The organism is Anoxybacillus andreesenii, assembly GCF_030813005.1.
Classification (GTDB): Bacteria; Bacillota; Bacilli; order Bacillales; family Cytobacillaceae; genus Robertmurraya; species Robertmurraya andreesenii.
The window spans coordinates 12627-30814 of sequence record NZ_JAUSTU010000032.1; the positions used below are offsets into that span (position 1 = coordinate 12627).

Annotated in this window: 19 protein-coding genes, 1 pseudogene and 1 other annotated feature; of the genes and pseudogenes, 19 read left to right on the forward strand and 1 reads right to left on the reverse strand. The window is 36.4% G+C overall.

Annotated elements, in window-relative coordinates; genetic code table 11:
• Window positions 1–160 precede the first annotated feature (160 nt).
• The 13 genes from J2S07_RS19445 to J2S07_RS19505 all read left to right on the forward strand — a co-directional run bounded on the left by J2S07_RS19445 (window position 161) and on the right by J2S07_RS19505 (window position 11604).
• Window positions 161–496 (forward strand): ArsR/SmtB family transcription factor, encoded by a 336-nt coding sequence (locus J2S07_RS19445; RefSeq protein WP_307152067.1) that lies wholly within the window; start codon window positions 161–163, stop codon window positions 494–496.
• Window positions 497–532: 36 nt separating this feature from the next.
• On the forward strand, window positions 533–1483 hold the full coding sequence (locus J2S07_RS19450; protein WP_307152068.1) for a cation diffusion facilitator family transporter: 951 nt from the start codon (window positions 533–535) through the stop codon (window positions 1481–1483).
• A 105-nt stretch (window positions 1484–1588) separates the two neighbouring features.
• The gene (locus J2S07_RS19455) at window positions 1589–2209 is read left to right on the forward strand and encodes a class I SAM-dependent methyltransferase (protein WP_307152069.1); all 621 of its coding nucleotides are present in this window, start codon (window positions 1589–1591) and stop codon (window positions 2207–2209) included.
• Between the two features lie 53 nt (window positions 2210–2262).
• Window positions 2263–2483 (forward strand) — a binding site (T-box leader).
• Between the two features lie 45 nt (window positions 2484–2528).
• Window positions 2529–4211, forward strand: coding sequence for an arginine--tRNA ligase (gene argS / locus J2S07_RS19460; protein WP_307152070.1), 1683 nt, complete (start codon window positions 2529–2531; stop codon window positions 4209–4211).
• Between the two features lie 215 nt (window positions 4212–4426).
• Entirely contained in the window at window positions 4427–4966 is a 540-nt protein-coding gene (locus J2S07_RS19465; RefSeq protein WP_370872898.1) for a sigma-70 family RNA polymerase sigma factor, read from the forward strand.
• Window positions 4959–6383, forward strand: coding sequence for a DUF4179 domain-containing protein (locus J2S07_RS19470; RefSeq protein WP_307152071.1), 1425 nt, complete (start codon window positions 4959–4961; stop codon window positions 6381–6383). Before J2S07_RS19465 ends, J2S07_RS19470 begins: the two co-directional genes overlap by 8 nt.
• 238 nt (window positions 6384–6621) lie before the next feature.
• The gene (locus J2S07_RS19475; protein ID WP_307152072.1) at window positions 6622–6867 is read left to right on the forward strand and encodes a hypothetical protein; all 246 of its coding nucleotides are present in this window, start codon (window positions 6622–6624) and stop codon (window positions 6865–6867) included.
• Between the two features lie 122 nt (window positions 6868–6989).
• The gene (locus J2S07_RS19480) at window positions 6990–7460 is read left to right on the forward strand and encodes a GNAT family N-acetyltransferase (RefSeq protein WP_307152073.1); all 471 of its coding nucleotides are present in this window, start codon (window positions 6990–6992) and stop codon (window positions 7458–7460) included.
• A gap of 176 nt (window positions 7461–7636) precedes the next feature.
• Entirely contained in the window at window positions 7637–8131 is a 495-nt protein-coding gene (locus J2S07_RS19485; protein ID WP_307152074.1) for a GNAT family N-acetyltransferase, read from the forward strand.
• Between the two features lie 150 nt (window positions 8132–8281).
• Window positions 8282–8764, forward strand: a complete 483-nt coding sequence (locus tag J2S07_RS19490) for a hypothetical protein (protein WP_307152075.1) — start codon at window positions 8282–8284, stop codon at window positions 8762–8764.
• 144 nt (window positions 8765–8908) lie between these two features.
• Window positions 8909–9478, forward strand: coding sequence for a histidine phosphatase family protein (locus J2S07_RS19495; protein ID WP_307152076.1), 570 nt, complete (start codon window positions 8909–8911; stop codon window positions 9476–9478).
• 190 nt (window positions 9479–9668) lie between these two features.
• Window positions 9669–10097: a hypothetical protein gene (locus tag J2S07_RS19500; RefSeq protein WP_307152077.1), complete on the forward strand. Its 429-nt coding sequence runs from the start codon at window positions 9669–9671 to the stop codon at window positions 10095–10097.
• Window positions 10098–10731: 634 nt separating this feature from the next.
• A complete protein-coding gene (locus J2S07_RS19505) occupies window positions 10732–11604 on the forward strand; it encodes a MerR family transcriptional regulator (protein WP_307152078.1) in 873 nt (290 codons plus the stop codon).
• A gap of 686 nt (window positions 11605–12290) precedes the next feature.
• Here the strand turns inward: J2S07_RS19505 and J2S07_RS19510 are convergent.
• Window positions 12291–12443: a hypothetical protein gene (locus J2S07_RS19510; protein ID WP_307152079.1), complete on the reverse strand. Its 153-nt coding sequence runs from the start codon at window positions 12441–12443 to the stop codon at window positions 12291–12293.
• A 274-nt stretch (window positions 12444–12717) separates the two neighbouring features.
• On the opposite strand from J2S07_RS19510, the gene istA reads away from it, so the two are divergent.
• From istA to J2S07_RS19540, 6 genes and pseudogenes are all read left to right on the forward strand, one after another.
• Window positions 12718–14286, forward strand: coding sequence for an IS21 family transposase (istA, locus tag J2S07_RS19515; protein ID WP_307152080.1), 1569 nt, complete (start codon window positions 12718–12720; stop codon window positions 14284–14286).
• On the forward strand, window positions 14283–14714 hold the full coding sequence (locus tag J2S07_RS19520; RefSeq protein ID WP_307152081.1) for an ATP-binding protein: 432 nt from the start codon (window positions 14283–14285) through the stop codon (window positions 14712–14714). The genes istA and J2S07_RS19520 overlap by 4 nt, the downstream gene beginning before the upstream one ends.
• 35 nt (window positions 14715–14749) lie before the next feature.
• Complete coding sequence (locus tag J2S07_RS22045) at window positions 14750–15991, forward strand: site-specific integrase (RefSeq protein ID WP_307152082.1); 1242 nt, start codon at window positions 14750–14752, stop codon at window positions 15989–15991.
• Window positions 15984–16970, forward strand: a complete 987-nt coding sequence (locus J2S07_RS19530; protein ID WP_307152083.1) for a tyrosine-type recombinase/integrase — start codon at window positions 15984–15986, stop codon at window positions 16968–16970. The genes J2S07_RS22045 and J2S07_RS19530 overlap by 8 nt, the downstream gene beginning before the upstream one ends.
• Complete coding sequence (locus J2S07_RS19535) at window positions 16957–17979, forward strand: tyrosine-type recombinase/integrase (protein ID WP_307152084.1); 1023 nt, start codon at window positions 16957–16959, stop codon at window positions 17977–17979. The genes J2S07_RS19530 and J2S07_RS19535 overlap by 14 nt, the downstream gene beginning before the upstream one ends.
• A 115-nt stretch (window positions 17980–18094) precedes the next feature.
• Window positions 18095–18188: pseudogene (locus J2S07_RS19540) on the forward strand (ATP-binding protein); the annotation flags it as partial.

An 18188-nucleotide genomic window follows, 5' to 3' on the forward strand; every position in this document is an offset into this window, starting at 1 on the left:
AATGACATTATTGTTAAGAGTAATAATAATTTAGCTAGTAAAATTAGGGTTAGACATTGACATTCTGTAAGATAGTCAATATACTTCAATATATGAATATATTCTCATGTATTGAATAAATGGGTACTTGTCAGCAGTTTTATTGGAGGCGAATCAGGAAATGAAAGAGGTATCAAAAAATGAAGTGCTGTTCAGTGAGAAGAATCAACAATTAGATGAGGAAACATTATTTGTAGTATCCCAAACCTTTAAAGCATTAAGTGATCCAACAAGAATTCGTATCTTAAATTTGTTATGTACAGATGAACATTCCGTTAATGATATAGCTGAGATTTTGGATTTGGGTCAATCAACCGTCTCCCATCAATTACGTTTCTTGAAAAATTTAAGATTAGTCAAATTTAGAAGAGAAGGCACGACGTTATATTATTCCAAAGATGATGACCACATCATGAATTTGTTGCAGCAAGCAATTGATCATGCAACACATAATTGAATGTCCTAGTTTATTGTAATGGATGGAGGGATTTAGTTGGCACACAATCATAATCATAGCCATGATCATGCACACGGAGCAAATAAAAAAGTACTATTTATATCGTTTATTATTATTACGTGTTATATGGTTATTGAAGCCGTTGGAGGCTTTTTAACAAATAGTTTGGCGCTTTTATCGGATGCAGGACATATGTTAAGTGATTCAATCTCATTAGGAATTGCACTTCTTGCTTTTATCATGGGAGAAAAAGCAGCAAGCCATAGTAAGACATTTGGCTATAAACGATTCGAAATTTTAGCAGCTGTCTTAAATGGTGTTACATTAATTTTAATTGCGTTATTTATATTCTATGAAGCCGTTGAACGTTTTTCAAATCCACCTCAAGTTGCAACAACTGGGATGCTTATCATTAGTATTATTGGGTTATTAGTTAATATCTTGGTTGCTTGGATTATGATGCGTGGAGGTGATACAGAAGAGAATTTAAATATGCGTGGCGCCTTTTTACATGTTCTAAGTGATATGCTTGGTTCTGTCGGGGCGATTGCTGCTGCACTACTTATCATGTTTTTTGGCTGGGGTTGGGCAGACCCACTTGCGAGTGTGATTGTTGCGATTCTTGTATTAAGAAGTGGCTTCCATGTGACGAAAGCAGCTGTTCATGTCTTAATGGAAGGAACCCCACAAAATGTTAATGTTGATGATGTTATTGATACGATTGAAAAAACAAAAGGGATTCAAAGCATTCATGATTTACACATCTGGACAATTACTAGTGGTTTTAATGCACTTTCTTGCCACGCTGTTGTCGATAATCAGTTGACGATTGCAGAAAGCGAGAGTATGTTACGCAAGATTGAACACGATCTTGAACATAAAGGGATTACACATGTAACGATTCAACTGGAGACAGATGCACATCAACATGATAATTCAATTCTTTGTAAAACAAGAAATGAACCCTCCCATCATCATCATCACTAAAAAATGTGGTTATTTGCATGAATATCGTAGAAAGCTTTTAAATATGGTAATTATCTTACTTTAATTGAAGGGTGTGTTAATCTAGGTATAAAAGGTGTGTGGCTAATGAACAAAGATAAGCTCATTAGAACTTTTGATAAACAAGCAAAAACATATGAAAAGAGAAGAAGAATACGGTCGGAAAGAAAATGGAGAGAAAGATTGCTCTCATCTGCAAGAGGGAATGTGCTGGAAGTAGGAGTTGGTGCTGGAGCAAATTTTCATTATTATCCTCAAGGAGCAAAAGTGACGGGAGTTGACTTCAGTGAGGAAATGTTAAAAAAAGCACAAGAAGCCGCCATTGAAGAAGGTATAGAAGCCCAATTTATACTTTCGGATGTTGAATCCTTTTCTTTTGAGGATAATTCTTTTGATACGGTGATCTCTACATTGTCGCTGTGTGGATATGAAAATCCTACGAAAGTATTAAATTCATTTAATAAGTGGTGTAAACCTGACGGGAAAATTCTTTTATTAGAACATGGAAAAAGCTCAAATACAATAATTGGATACATTCAAACGATGTTGAATCCACTGAATAGAAGGTTCGTAGGTTGTGAGTTAAATCGTGATATGCTTCGGATCTTAGAGAACTCAAACATTCACATTGAGAGGATGGAACATTATATGACTGGGATGGTTCATTTAGTATGGGCCAAACCGAATAAGGATACTCTAATACACTAATGCTGAAATATTGTAAATTTACAAATTTATAGATATAATACAAATTAATAATTTTAAAATCAATGATAAAGAGAGTAATTATTTGTGGAAAACAAGCGATTCAGGGATGGTGTGAGCCTGGAACGAAACAAATAATGAACCGCACTTTTGAGATGCTTTCCTGAAATCAGTAGGGATAGCCGGGGGGAATCCCTCGTTACTAATTTTAAGTGGTTTTTCATTTATTGAAAACAATTTGAGTGGTACCACGGGATATACAGCTCTCGTCTCTTATTTATAAAGAGATGGGAGCTTTTTTTATTTTAGAGGAGGGAAATGAATGAACTTTAAGAATGACTTTGCAGACATTCTATTTCAGGCGTTAGATGGACAATTGGAGAAAAATAAATTACTTCTCATGATTGAAAAGCCCAAATTTGAGAATATGGGTGATATGGCATTTCCTTGTTTTGAACTGGCAAAAACCTTGCGAAGACCACCCCATAATATTGCAGCTGAACTTGCCTCAAAAATCCAATACCCACTTTTCGAAAAAGTTGAATCTGTAAATGGCTATGTGAATGTATTCCTGAATAAACAGAAGGTTTCATCCATCGTGATCAAGAAGGTGCTTTCAGATAAGAACCATTATGGTGATTTAAATATTGGAAATGATCAGGTGATAACGATTGACTTCTCATCACCCAATATCGCAAAACCATTTTCAATGGGACATTTGCGCTCAACAGTCATTGGAAATGCTTTGGCCCTGATTTCTGAAAAATGCGGGTATCGTTCCATAAGAATTAACCATTTAGGCGACTGGGGTACCCAATTTGGGAAGTTAATCGTAGCTTACAAAAAATGGGGAAGAGAAGAGGATGTAAAGCAGCAACCTATTAAGGAATTACTTAAATTGTATGTTAAGTTCCATGATGAATCTGAAAAGGATTCCCAGCTCGTAGATGATGCTCGACTTTGGTTCAAAAAGCTGGAAGATGGTGATGAAGAAGCTACTAAACTGTGGGTATGGTTTCGAGAGGAGTCATTAAAGGAGTTTTCTAGAATTTACGAATTAATGGGTATCCAATTTGACTCTTATCAGGGAGAAGCATTCTATAATGACAAGATGGATAGGGTTGTTCAAATATTGGGGGAGATGAATCTATTAGAGGAATCCGAGGGAGCACAAATCGTTCCGCTTGATGAATTACCGCCATGCTTAATCAAGAAGAGCGATGGAACGACCCTTTATGCGACACGAGATTTAGCAGCGGCCATTTACCGTCAAGAAACCTATCAATTTATTCAATCTCTATATGTGGTTGGCAATGAACAGACGTTGCATTTTAAGCAATTGTTCGCTGTGCTAGAAAAGATGGGATACAAATGGCAGCAAGGAATGAAGCATGTACCTTTTGGAATGATGTTGAAAGACGGGAAAAAGATGTCTACCCGCAAAGGAAAGGTTGTCTTGCTTGAAGAGGTCCTAAATGATGCCATCTCTTTAGCGTTGAAAGAAATTGAGAAGAAAAATCCAAAACTAACATCAAAAGAAAAAGTTGCCTGTCAGGTTGGTACGGGGGCAGTGATCTTTCATGACTTGAAGAATTATCGGCAAAACGACATCGAATTTTCTCTAAAGGAGATGCTGAAATTTGAAGGCGAAACAGGACCTTATGTTCAATATACGTATGCTCGTGCCTCTTCTCTATTAAGAAAAGGCAAGTTCGTAGAGAGCAACCAAGTCGTGCAAATACAAGATGTTGAAGCTTGGTCTATCGTGACGACGCTCACTTCATTTCCAAATATCATCAAACGGGCGATAGAAGAATACGATCCGTCCCAGATTGCAAAGTATGTCATCGAACTGGCAAGGGAGTTTAATAAATATTATGCCTCTGTTCGAATTATCGATGATAACGTCCTGAAACAAGATAGGCTTTCACTTGTTTATGCGGTAACAATAGTCCTTAAAGAAGGGTTGCGTCTATTAGGGCTGCAAGCCCCAGAGGAAATGTAGAGAGTACTATTTGGCGAGTTCTTATGTGCACCATTTTAAATAGCGAGATTGTAAATTTTGTACTTAAGAGAGCAGAGACCAAAAATGGTTTCTGCTTATTTATTTTGAACTTAGGATTTTAATTGCATGTTATGCTTTTCTTGAAAAATATTTTAATTTTTTTGAGACTTTTCTTATTTGTAGATTCCACTAATTAGTAAAGGGGGTCAAATAAGATGGAGATAGAAAGCCAGCGGCTAGTTAAAAAAGCCATCAAAGGTAATAAAAGCGCCTTTGAAAAGTTAATTCAACAACATTATGAAAGAATCTACCGTACTGCCTATCTTTATGTACATAACGAAGAAGATGCGTTGGATGTTGTCCAAGAAGCAACCTATCAGGCCTTTACATCCATCCATTCGTTAAAAAACCCGGAGTATTTTATGACCTGGCTCACTAGAATTATCATACGATGTTCGGGACAGGTCCTAAAGAAGAGAAGCAAGGTTGTTCCTTTAAGTGAGGAGATATTGTCAAACCTGCCGGGGCAGGTAAATCCAAACATCGAAGAATCATTGCAGCTGCTACACGCAATTCAGCAGCTGAGAGAAAATTACCGAACTGTCATTATCTTATTTTACTATTATGACTACTCGATAAAAGCGATTAGCGGTGTCATGGAAATTCCAGAGAGCACTGTAAAAACGTATTTAAGTAGGGGCAAAGCAGAGTTAAAGGAATTCTATAAAGATGAGGAGGACAAGTGCCATGGATAACAAGGAAATCAAAACAGCAATAGAGCAAATAACTGTGCCCAAAGAAAAAGTATTCAGCGCGATTTCCAAAGGATTGAACAAGGAAGGCAGTAGAGGAAAAGCAAAGAAAAAGAAGATTCTTGCAGGTGTGGCGACTGCTGCTGCTCTTTTTGGAATCAGCTTTGCCTCCGGATTTGTTAATCCTACAATGAATAGAGTTTTAGCGAATACCCCTTTAATTGGCGGGATTTTTCAAGAATTCAATGACCGCACAGGCTTGGAATTAGCAAACCAGGATGCAGTTACGGAATTAAACCAATCACTAACAAAAAATGGGGTAACTGTAAGACTGACCAGTGCCTATTTTGATGGCAATGTGGTGTCCATTACAGGATTTGTAAACGAAGCAGTTGAAAAAGGCGGGAACGAAAAAGGTGAAGTAAGCTTTGATATGAACTTTGAACACTATAAAGGGGATCAAGATCCTTGGCTACGTGGAAGGTCAAATGACATTAAGAAAGTGGAAAATGGATACAACTTTCAATGGAAAATGGAATATCCATATAAATCATTTAAGGAGAATTTTACACTCCCGATAACGATTCATAATATCAATGGGATCAAAGGTGAATGGAATTTTAATATTCCAATTCAACAAGAAAAAAATCGTACACTTGCTATTAATCAAGAACAAGGATACCCGGACGATGAGGTGAAAATCCGTATTAAAGAGATTCTTACCGCAAAAGTGTCATCTTCACTTGTTTATGAAACAGTGGAGAAATACAAGAATGATGACATTATTATAGCAAAAGCTGTTGATGATAAAGGGAATGTGTATAGGTTTGAAAACCCAACTTATCTAGAAGAGTCGGAACAAGAAGATGGATATCATAGTGCCGTTCGGACGGAGATGACCAAGCTCCATTCAGACATTACTGCACTGACCTTTTATCCTCAGTTATCTGCAGCAGATCCAAAAGTCCAACAGCTGTTGGATAAGAAATCTTTTACTTTAAAAAGCACACGGTTCAATTTAGGCCTGCAGGTAAATAATGTTACTCAGAAAGGTGAGAAATTGGTAATCGATTATCAACTGACAGGGCTGCCGAAGAAATTGAGTAAAAGTAAACTTGAAACAATTAATCATAATTTGGAATACCTTTTCTGGTTGGTGGATAAGGAATACCTAACCAAGATCGACCCAGATAATCCATGGCCGCCTGAAAACCATGGTATTCCATTTAATAAGGTAAAAATGATTGATCAGGAAACGGCACATTTCCAATCGACTTTTGACTTAAACGGAGAAGAAAGGATTGAGAATTTCAAGCTCGAAAATACAATGTTGCTATTTGATTTTTCTAGTCTTGTGCCAGCTAAGGATTTAAAGCCTTTTACTGTTGAACTTCCAGCAGGGAATTTAGAGACCAGGTAGTTGAAGAGTGGAAATCTACTAGTAATAATATCGAGGCGGTGACTAATATAAGTCACCGTCTCTTCTATTAGTTTTTAGAAATTTGCGAAGCAATGTACTTAGACTATGGGGTGGGATTAATCAAAAAGGCATAAAAAGATAATTATGGTAAAATTAGGGGTGTGGGACTTAAGTAAAAAGGGGATTTTGGCAAAAAGTGAAGAATATCTAATTAGAAATAACTAAGAGGTGAGAAAAGATGAAGAGTTTAGGGCTTGTTTTTATCTTATCAGGGATTATTTTGATGGGTTTGAGTGGGTTAGAAAAGGTACTTATTTTTTCAGCATATAATGGTAAAATTCATGAAATGCAGGCCATTATTGATTTAACTCCTTCAGATATCTGGAGCATTACTAACTATACATTTGGGTTTGGTTTGACATTTTCCATTTTGGGATTCATTCTATTTTTTCAAGCAAAATTACAAAAACCTTCTCATAACTAATGCATTCAAGGATAGTCTTTTTTGAAACTAACACAGTAAATCTGTGAACAAATGTACCTATAGTTAGAGTGGCTTTAACTGCATAAAGTTTGTGCGTCAATCGGGTCATATGTGGTATAAAAATGAAAACAGAGGTGTTCATTTTGATAAGAGAACTAAATAAGGATGAGGAACTGCCAATGGAATTACTATTATTGGCAGACCCATCAGAAAAGCTTGTCAGGGAATACGTTTCAAGAGGTAAGTGCTTTATTATGAATCTTAATGGATTAAATGTAGGCACATATGTCCTAATTCCAACTCGACCAGAAACAGTAGAAATTGTAAACGTTGCGGTTAATGAAAACTATCATGGTCAGGGATATGGAAAACAACTTATTCTCCATGCCATTGAAACTGCAAAACGCGAAGGCTATAAAACCATTGAGATAGGAACTGGTAATTCAGGAGTCGTTCAGTTGGCATTATATCAAAAATGCGGTTTCAGAATGACTTCTATTGACCGTGATTTTTTTATCAGACATTATGATGAACCGATTTTTGAAAATGGCATCCAAGTCATTGATATGGTTCGACTTTCACAAGATTTATAAAGGTTTCCGGCCTATAACAATGAAAAAATATCGGGTGCGATTATGTTGTAAATGTCATTTTCCTTCTAAAAGTAACGGGATGCATTTCTAAAATAAGCTGGACCAGTTTTTTCACTAAAGGGGAAAGATTATTGACGTTAGCGGTCTCAAAAAATTAGTTTAAGGAGTGGCCATCGTTGGAATATTCAATTAGACCATTTAAGGAGAGAGATATGTTGTTCCTATGGGAAATGTTGTATCAATCTATATACTTCCCAGAGGGGCAACATGCACCCAGTCGAGAAATTATATTGAAAGAACCTAATATAGAGAAATACCTTAAAAACTGGGGCGGAAACGATGACCATGCATTGATTGCCTTGGATGGCGAGAATAACCCTGTAGGGGCAGTTTGGATAAGGTTATTAGAGCGTGAAAATGCGGGCTATGGTTTCATAGATGACGATACACCTGAACTTGGGATGGCGATTATGTCTCAACACAGGGGGCAAGGAATTGGAAAGATTTTGTTATTAGAAATGATTAGTTTTGCTCGTTCTATTGGTTACACGGCGTTATCATTAAGCGTTGACCCTCACAACAATACAGCACTACAATTGTACGAAAAAAACGGATTCCAAAAAGTGTATCAAGACGATGGTGGTTCTTGGACAATGAAAAAGGATTTGTAGTACCAGTATACAAGTAGAATATTATGTAATATTGAACTTATAGTTAAGGGGGCGATAATCCAAGGAGATCTCACCCTTTTTATTGAAGTATAGGGGCAATTAGTGAAGGAGAAAACAAGATCCAATTTTGAATGGGAGGTGAAGTATTTTTTGAAAAGTGCAAAGGGAATCATTATTGGTATTATTTTCGGGGTTGGTTTATCGTTTTGTATTTCCTTTCTGTTTATGTTGGTTACACAAAGTTTGGCAGGTGGCTTTACATCTTTATTTGGTGAGAGTTGGTTATATTTCGCAACCATTATTCCTTTTATATTGACCTTTGCAATATTAGGACTTTATTTCACAAAACGAAAAAGCATTACAAACAAACAGCTTTGGTTTTTAAGCCTGATAACCGCATTATTTATCACACTATACAGTGGAACGATTGGTGCTTTATTTGGAGAGTATGTTGTAAGAGGGGGAAGTCTTAGAACTTATACAGAAGGTGGGTATACAGGTGTTAACGTAGAGGGTGTTATTGTTTGGGGCACAATTTATGCATTTATTCTGCTTCCTTTGACTACGCCATTAGCACGTCTGATACTCCAAATGTTCTTTGAATTCCTAAAAAAATACAAAATAGCTACTTGAACTAAAGGAGGCCGCTTTATTAACAAAGAGATCGTCACTATGGCGTTCTCTTTTTTGAGTATTGAGGGGTTTTACATAAGAGGGATTTTTGAACTGCTTATAGAAAATAATGTTAGTTGCTAAAGTGAGTTTGAGGAGAAAACTATGGAAATATCGTTGATTAGACACGGGAAATCAAAATTAACCGAAAATGATACAATAACTTGTTTAGAGTTTAAGCAATGGGTTGAAAAGTATGATATTCATGGAGTGTTTGAGGAGGGTACTTATCCTTCCGAAACAGTAGAAAAAGTAGTAAATGCAAAAATTGTTGTCACCAGCAATTTAGAAAGGGCTATTAAATCAGCCAAGTTATTAAATCCAGAAGTTAAAATAATCTCTGACCCTCTATTTCGGGAAACTGGGTTGCCCACTTGTTCAAAGAAATTATTGAATATTAAATTAAGACCGAGTATATGGGCAGTCATTTTAAGATTATTATGGCTCTGTGGATATTCTAACGAATGCGAGTCTATAACTAATGCAAAGTTCAGGGCGAAAAAAGCATCACAACAGTTAATTGATTATGCAAATGAATATAAATTGATAGTATTGGTGGGACATGTTTTTTTTAATAGGTTAATAGCAAAGGAATTGCAGAAAAAAGGTTGGAAAGGAAAAAGAAAAACAGGTGCGAAACATTGGAATTGTACAACATATTCCTTATTCAAGTAACGATGCAGAATAGTGAAACAAGGGTTGTTGGATTGCTTGGAGAAATGGATACTGTAATTAGGGGAAATAAGTCAATTTTTTCAAACCTTAAACTTTCAGAAAAATAAGTTAAAGGATGTGAGTGGCATATAGACAACAGTTTACCATTCTTTTGTGTGTACAAAATATGATTTAAGATAGGGGTGTCGTGTTGAAGAAATATGTACTAATTGCTGCACTAATCCTATTCATTGTTATCTTTTTTACCTTCTATAAATATCGTGAGCAAGATTTAGGTAATGTACTTAATATTGATCAAGCTGATCGCATTCTTTTGACAACAAAAGATAGAGAACTCTACGGCGTTGAAATTGAAATTCCAAAGGTAAACCAAGAACAAATTAATCAACTTGCTGATTATTTAAATCAATATCAAGTTAGGCTAACGATGAAAGATGGTTGGAATTCTGACCATCCAAGCGAACAGTTTACCCTTCGAATCGTATACAAAAACGGAGATTATGAAATTTATACCTTCGAGCGGGATGTTGTTGCAGCAAAAGGAATTTACGAAGTAGTGAATGCTCCTTTGGATTATAAATGGATACTGGAGTTTGAGCGCGCACTTCACTCAAAATAAGAAGAATGTCTTAAAGCGGAGAATATTGAGTTAAAGAGTGAGCTTTTTATTTACCCTTCGGAAAACAATTGTTATCTTCATAATAGATAATTACAAAAAATTATAGGTCTCCTTATTCAGCTAACGGGTGCGATTGATTATCTGACTGCATTTGTGATTTTTTCTTAAATGAATGAGCTGTTTACTTCAAGAAGAAGTCGTTATTAAAACCTACAGCGAGGAAGAATTGATTGAATTTTTAAAAGAGAATAATCCAAATCAGTAAACTATGTATTGTCATATTGAATTAAAAGGTGGCGTTAATCAAAAAGGCATTGCAGCTCTTCCCCTTAAAATAATTGTACTAACGGAGCGGGTTTGTTTAGCATTTGAAATTATGGAATATTTTGTAGGATAAACGTATATAGAGAAAAAATTATTTATTTATCAGAATCTTGGAAAGAGCTCTTACTAAGTGAAAAATTATTAAGGGTTGGAACCATATATATTCCAGTAACGAATATGGAACCCTCATCTGAATGGTATGTTAATAGATTAGATGCAGAATTAAGCTATAAAGATGGGGATTTCCAAAGGGATAACCTATTGACCATCACCTTGGGTGTTAGCTTATATTCATTTTGGAGGTGATTTGATGTTAATCAATGATGTAAGCAAGTTAACAAATCTGACTAAAAAGGCAATAGAATATTACGTGAAACAAAAATTGGTTTTTCCTAAAATTTTGCCCAACGGATATCGAGATTTCAAAGAAAGTGATGTAGAGTGTTTAAAGAAAATTTATGTTTTCCGTAAACTTGGTCTAAGCACTGAAGAAATCAAATTGGTGCTTGACGATGAGACAAACAATACATTGCAAAAAATATCAATAAAAAAAGAATTAATAATGCAGAGAGAGAAAGCAAAGAAAGTAATGATTGACCAACTAATTATTGGCAATAATTGGCACGAACTAAGTGAAGAATTGAAGGCTATTGAGAAGAGCTTAACTGTAACCGAAAAGCTATTAGAGGCATTTCCTGGTTACTACGGTCGATTTATTTGTCTACATTTTGCACGTTTTTTAAATGAACCGATTACAACCGCAGAACAGCAATCTGCATTTGAAGAAATAATAGAATTTCTTGATAACGCACCATTGATGGAATTTGATGAAGACTTACAATCGTTTATTTTAGAAAGCACAAAGCATATTTCCTTAGAAAATATTCGTGAGATGATAGAGAATATAAAGCAATCTATTGAGAATCCTGATAATTTCTTGTCAGAAAACAAGGAGATTATAGAGGATTACTTAGAGTACAAACAGTCCGATGAGTACAAAAAATCACCTATCTATAAAATCCAAACAATTCTTAAAGAGTTTAATAAAACAAGTGGTTACTATGATGTGTTTATTCCTGCAATGAAAAAATTAAGTGTTTCTTATTCTGAGTATTTTAAGCAGTTGGAAAATGCAAATGAAATATTACGATTACAATACCCTGAAATAGAAACTACAACCTAGAACAAAGAAAGGATCCAATATAACTGCAAACGATGGGACAATAAGGTCTATTGAGTTATCTCTGGAAGGAAATGGATCAATGATAAAAGTAAAATGCCGGGTGGAGAAGTAATGTCAGAAGATGTTCTAATTGGTGTTGTTAATGAAGATGATTTAATGGTTGTTTTTTATCTTTGACTATGGTTTTAAACTATCAAAGAAATTCTTATAAATTGTGGGAAGTAGTTCTACAAACATGTCAAGATGAAGAAGCAAAGTGGATTTTCAAACACGAAGGTTGTTGCTTAGCCAGTGGTGTGCCGTGGTCTTGGAGTCAGCCTAACGGGCAGATTAGCTCAACAATATTTACTCCTCTAAAAAAAGGAGTTTTTTTGTTTTTTAGAGAATATTCTCCAGTAACCTTGTATACAAATGTATACAAAAAATAGTTGGAGGCGATATTGATGGACCAAGATTTTCGAAAGAAGATGTTTAGAGGAGCTAAAATTGAAGATGTCATTTTAGAATTAGAGAAGTTAAGTCAGTTACGGTGTTTGTCAAGAAAGTTGTCGTATTTCACTTGTTTGCTAGTGTAAGAACGTTAGGGGTTACTACCGCGCTTCGCTTGGTGGCCTTCTCATCAAAGAACAGAATGAATTCTGTTCTTTGATGAGAAGGGAAAAGGTTCAAGCTTGGTCGCAGCGAGGTTATTTGGTTCCATCCGTTTCTCTTTTTTCCTTCATAGGATTTAAAGCCACTGAATCATGTGCGCTCCAGTCTCTAGTTGAGCGTGACCAACGCTCTGGATGCTTTTGCTTCGCTAGTTCGTAAACTTCTTTGCGCTTTTTCAGTATTTCCATATGCACACCTGTGTGGCATTGTTCTGGTGTCACAAAATTGATTCCACTGTGTAAATGTACACAGTTGTGACTGATAAACTAGATTTAACAGTTTCCGATAAATAATATTTTACACTTTTAAACTTGGATGGTTAGATTCTTTATCCTTCTGCCCTAGGGCAGAAGGATAAAGAAAAATCAGAACTTACTAACATCCGTTCCTATTAAAATATTTCTCTATCACTGTTATATTTTATTCGTTGATGATGATTTACAGTGATGGAGGACATGAAAGGTGGACAAGTTTGAAGTGTATGTAGAGATTCGTCAATTATTAAATCAAGGGTTTAGTAAAGCAAAAATAGCTAAAAGGCTGGGAATTTCTCGACCCACTCTGTATCGATATCTTCAAAAGGATCCGAAAGAAATGGCAGACTGGATAGATTCCCTCCAAGTCAGGTCGAAAAAATTAGATCCATATAAGGATAAGATTTTATCCTGGCTTAAAGAGAATCCAGACATGTCAGCTGCCCAAGTGGAAGATTGGTTAAGAGAAAGATATCCTTCCTTGGAAATATCGGAAAGCACTGTTAGAGGGTATGTTAGGAAACTTCGAGAAGATTATGATATCCCAAAAGAAATACGTGTTCGTGACTATGAAGCTGTTCCAGAAATGGCCATGGGGGAACAAGCACAAGTGGATTTTGGAGAAACCATACAGGAGACCCCTGAAAGGAAGAAAGTAAAACTTTATTTCATTGCTTTTGTCTTATCACATTCACGTTATAAATATGTAGAATGGCTAGATAGGCCTTTTACAACAAGGGATTTGATAAATGCCCATGAAAATGCTTTTAAGTGGTTTGAAGGGATTCCGCATGAAATGGTATATGACCAGGATTCAGTCATTGTCGTCAGTGAAAATGGGGGAAACCTCATTTACACAAAGGAGTTTGAAGTCTACCGACAACAGCGTAACTTAAAGATAAGAATTTGTCGCAAAGCAGATCCAGAAAGCAAAGGGAGAATTGAAAATGTAGTCGGGTATATTAAGAAAAATTTCGCAAAGCATCGGATATTTACCAATATCGATCGCTGGAATGAAGATTCGTGGAAATGGCTTAATCGTACAGGGAACTATAAAATTCATCATACTACAAAAAAAAGACCGGTCGAAGTGTTTCAAGAAGAAAAACACCATTTAAGACCAGTCCCTAACCCGTTAGAATTCAGTCATGTAAAACCTGTATCTAGTATAACAAGAACGGTTCGCCAAGACAATACAATCCGATATCAGTCCAACCGATATTCTGTTCCTCTAGGTACATTTAATAAACAAGAAAAGGTTTATATCCAAAGAACCGAAGAACATCTGCTTATATATGCATCTCCAAATGGTCCGTTAATGGCCAAGCATAAAATTTGTCATGGGAAAGGTCAATTGATTCAAGACCGGCAACATACCAGGGATCGATCAAAAGGAATCGATGCTTATATGGATACAGTATCCAGTTATTTTACGGACTCCCATTTAGCACAATATTTTCTGGATGAAATTAGAGATCGATATCCTCGATATATACGGGATCAATTACAGATAATTATGAATCAGCTAAAAAGGACACCGCAAGAAATATCTAATCAGGCCTTAGAGGAGTGTGTAGATAAGAGACTTTTTTGTGCAACAGATTTTGTCGATATGGTTCAGTATATCAAACGACAACGACAAATAAATATTACAGATATCCGTAATGATGAAGTTAAAATTAAACCATTCCATGGACAAAATGAGTTTATTACTCAAACCTATGCTCAAAAAAGAGATGTAAATGAATATATAGCCGTATTGGAGGGAGGAAAATGAGCCAATTAAAAAAATCAGAAGAGCTTTTAAAAACTCTCCATTTATCAGAAGCAGCCCATTCTTTGTCTCAGCTTGTTAAACAAGCTGAGACAAACGAATCCTCCTATCTTTCTTTTCTTAACAGTATTTTGGAATATGAACAGAAACGAAGAGAGGAAAAACAATTGGAAAAAAGGCTAAAATGGGCTGCCTTCCCTTTTCAAAAAACACTCGACGAGTTTCATTTAGAAGAACAACAATCATTAAGTCAAAAGCAATTAAATCATCTGAGAGAATTAACATGGGTGGAACAATTATATAATATTATTCTACTTGGACCGCCAGGCATAGGAAATTATCGAAAGAATTTGGTTATGGAAAGAAATGAGCGCACATCCTGTTATTCCGGCAAATGTACATTGATTTCTTTCCATAATACCTCAGAATAGACAATGAATTTATCATGTCTATTGGAGGTTAAAAAATGGAAACTAGAAAACCAATTGAGGAACTCGCAGCGAAGGTCGTCAAAGAACTTGAGAAGCTAAATTATGCATACAACACAATATGCGGGTTGCGGGCTTCATTCAAGCGAATCTGTGCATTTGCACGAGAAAAAGGCGAAATTTATTTTTCCGAAAACTTAGGAAGAGAGTATTTGAAAGAAAGATATGGCTGCATAATAGACTACTGTCAGGAGAGCTTTCCCAAAAAGGGAAAACAGGCTATCCGGTCGGTACGACTATTAGGAGATTATCAGCTTCATGGTGTTATTATTCGTAGGATTGTAAAGCGAAAGGGATATGTAAAACCACCACAATTTGAGGAAGTTTTAACAGCATATGAGAAGGAGTGCGAAAGCAATCAATATTCACAACGCGGAATGCGAACCAGATTACAGCGGCTTTTCTTTTTTGTGGATTACCTATCGTTGCGCAAAGTAATGGATGTAAACGAGATTACACCGGGAATTATTTCAGATTATGTTATAAGCATCAGTCCGAAACATGAAAAAAGCATCTCTTCAATATTGACTACCTTAAGGGTGTTCTTAAGGTTTCTTTATCTCAATGGATATACTGAAAAGGACTTATCCCTTAGCGTTCCAAAGCAAAATAAATATCATTATCCCAAAGTTCCATCAACGTGGGAACAGGAAGAGGTTAAACGCATGCTTGATGTCATTGACCGAGGAAGCCCCCTAGGAAAGAGAGATTATGCGATCCTTCTCCTCGTTGCAAAGCTTGGAATACGGGCTGGTGATATCAAGGCCTTGAAACTCACTGATTTAAACTGGGATACCAAAACAATTACCATTAAGCAGGAAAAAACAAAAGTGGAAACAACCTACCCTATTTTACATGATGTTGGTTGGGCTCTCATCGATTATCTTCAAAATGCACGTCCTGTCTGTGATGTGCCATATATATTCGTACGATTGAACGCCCCCTTTAAGGAATTTGGAGAAAACGCCAATCTCCATAATATCATTACGAAGTACATTCGTTTAGCAGGAATTATCGTTCCACGTGGTAAGCGACACGGACTACACTCTTTGAGGCACACTCTGGCAAGCACCCTATTAGAACAGGGAGAACCTCTTGCGGTTATTTCTGAAATTCTTGGTCATATGGATTCAAAATCAACTACGGTATATTTGCACACAGATTTAAATGGACTGAGGGCATGTGCACTGGATCCGGAGGAGGTGTTCCGGAATGACTAAGAATCCAAAGTTTATGAGTGTCTTTTCCGTATTGATCAAGGGATATATTTCTGAAAAGCAAGCAGTGGGCTATAAATTCGAAAAAGGCACCGAATTGCTAAAGCGATTTGACACTTTTGCGTACAATCGTGGGGTAACGGAAATAGTTTTAACCAAGGAATTGGTTATGGATTGGACTGCGCGAAAGCCGAACGAGACACTTTCAACACAAGGAGGCAGGATTTCGCTATTGCGAGGGCTAGCGCAGTACATGAATCGCATTGGTTATTCTTCATTTATTCATCCTAGAGCGATGGTTGCTTTAGACAGATATGTCTACATTCCTTACATTTTTACAAGCGATGAAATAAAAAGGATATTTGAGGTATGTGATAACTATCCCTCAAATGACGTTACACCTAATCGTCATTTGGTATTACCATTATTGTTTCGGCTACTTTACGGGTGTGGCCTGCGAATATCCGAGGCATTGAATCTTACGATTCAGGACGTTGATCTAAATAAGGGCACTTTGTATATCCGCAACACTAAATTTAACAAAGAACGAATATTACCTATGGCAGAAAGTCTCATAGAAAGATGTCGAAACTATTGTATGACTGCTCAAATCGGACAGATGGGGAATCCTTACTTTTTTCCGTCTCCATTTGGAGGTCATTACTCCGAGTCAACAATCTACAAACTCTTTAGAGATGTTTTACAACAAGCGGGTATTTCGCATTTGGGTAGAGGAAAAGGGCCACGCCTTCACGATTTTAGACATGTTTTTTCCGTGAATTGTTTGAAAAGGTGGGTTTTGGAGGGAAAGGATTTAAACAACTGTCTGCCCTACCTTTCTGCTTATCTTGGCCACGAAGATTTACGTGGTAGCCAAAGGTATTTGCGTTTAACTGCGGATTTGTATCCAGACATCATAAGCACAATCGAAGCAAGCTGTTCATACACCATTCCGGAGGTGGAGCTATATGAAGCAGACTGATTTTGCAAAAACTCTTGCGCGATTTTTAACTGATTATTTGCCCGGGCAAAGAAACGTTAGTCCAAACACCATTAAATCTTACCGAGATACATTTAAACAATACCTAATATACATGCAGGAGAACAAGCAAATGAAACCGGAAAAGATTACTTTTGCTTCCGTGACTACACCTTGCGTCAAAGAATTTCTGCATTGGCTTGAAAGTTCCAAAAATGTAAGCATTAGCACTCGAAACCAAAGATTGGCCGCCATTCACAGCTTTTTCCGTTACGCTCAGACAGAGAATCCAGAAATACTGTTTGAAAGCCAAAAGATTCTTGGCATACCTTTTAAGAAAAAACAAAACCAAACGATCCCTCATCTTTCTAAGGATCAGTTAGCTTATTTATTTGAACAACCTGATACATCTACGAAAAAAGGACGTCGAGATTTGGCCTTAATGGTTATCCTTTATGATGCGGGCGCACGAGTTCAAGAACTAATCGATTTAAAGGTATGTGACGTAAGGCTGAATAAACCCGCCACGATTACCCTGACTGGTAAAGGTAATAAGAAAAGAAATGTTCCGATCCTGGATAAATCAAAAAACATCCTTGAGGGGTATATGAGAGAAAACCATCTTCTTGAGAGTGGAAGAATGCAAAGCTCTTTATTCCACAACAGTAGATACCAAGCATTTACTCGACCTGGTATTACGTACATTCTTGGCAAATATCTCAAACAGGCTAAAATCAGTCATGACAAGGAAAACTTCCCGGATCGGCTACATCCACATATGTTGAGGCATTCGAAAGCCCTTCATCTGTTGGAATCTGGTGTCAATTTGATCTATATTCGGGATTTGTTGGGTCATGTTAGTGTTACTACAACAGAAATATACTTGAGATTTGACACAGAGCTTAAAAGAAAAGCATTGGAAGCTGCATATCCCCAAGTAACTAGCCAAGATGTTCCCGAATGGGAACAAAATACAGACATGCTTCAATGGTTGAAAAATCTTTGTCAGTGAAAAATATTATGGAAAGAAATTAAAGCACATTCTGTGAAAACAGCAGGATTAGCACTAATTTCTTTCCATAACCAAATTCTTTCGATAATTTCCATTATAGAAAACTTTCCATAAAGGAAAAACGCACTTATCAGTTGGATTAGGATTAGAAGCCATCAATCAAGGTTATAAGGTTATGTTTATCACCATGGGAGAACTGGTTCATGCCT

What these genes read in the sequence shown, in the direction of transcription:
- J2S07_RS19445 (WP_307152067.1), top strand. Translation starts at nt 161, where the DNA reads ATGAAAGAGGTATCAAAAAATGAAGTGCTGTTCAGTGAGAAGAATCAA.
- J2S07_RS19455 (WP_307152069.1), top strand. Translation starts at nt 1,589, where the DNA reads ATGAACAAAGATAAGCTCATTAGAACTTTTGATAAACAAGCAAAAACA.
- argS (WP_307152070.1), top strand. Translation starts at nt 2,529, where the DNA reads ATGAACTTTAAGAATGACTTTGCAGACATTCTATTTCAGGCGTTAGAT.
- J2S07_RS19465 (WP_370872898.1), top strand. Translation starts at nt 4,427, where the DNA reads ATGGAGATAGAAAGCCAGCGGCTAGTTAAAAAAGCCATCAAAGGTAAT.
- J2S07_RS19470 (WP_307152071.1), top strand. Translation starts at nt 4,959, where the DNA reads ATGGATAACAAGGAAATCAAAACAGCAATAGAGCAAATAACTGTGCCC.
- J2S07_RS19475 (WP_307152072.1), top strand. Translation starts at nt 6,622, where the DNA reads ATGAAGAGTTTAGGGCTTGTTTTTATCTTATCAGGGATTATTTTGATG.
- J2S07_RS19480 (WP_307152073.1), top strand. Translation starts at nt 6,990, where the DNA reads ATGAAAACAGAGGTGTTCATTTTGATAAGAGAACTAAATAAGGATGAG.
- J2S07_RS19495 (WP_307152076.1), top strand. Translation starts at nt 8,909, where the DNA reads ATGGAAATATCGTTGATTAGACACGGGAAATCAAAATTAACCGAAAAT.
- J2S07_RS19505 (WP_307152078.1), top strand. Translation starts at nt 10,732, where the DNA reads ATGTTAATCAATGATGTAAGCAAGTTAACAAATCTGACTAAAAAGGCA.
- J2S07_RS19510 (WP_307152079.1), bottom strand. Translation starts at nt 12,443, where the DNA reads ATGGAAATACTGAAAAAGCGCAAAGAAGTTTACGAACTAGCGAAGCAA.
- J2S07_RS19520 (WP_307152081.1), top strand. Translation starts at nt 14,283, where the DNA reads ATGAGCCAATTAAAAAAATCAGAAGAGCTTTTAAAAACTCTCCATTTA.
- J2S07_RS22045 (WP_307152082.1), top strand. Translation starts at nt 14,750, where the DNA reads ATGGAAACTAGAAAACCAATTGAGGAACTCGCAGCGAAGGTCGTCAAA.
- J2S07_RS19530 (WP_307152083.1), top strand. Translation starts at nt 15,984, where the DNA reads ATGACTAAGAATCCAAAGTTTATGAGTGTCTTTTCCGTATTGATCAAG.
- J2S07_RS19535 (WP_307152084.1), top strand. Translation starts at nt 16,957, where the DNA reads ATGAAGCAGACTGATTTTGCAAAAACTCTTGCGCGATTTTTAACTGAT.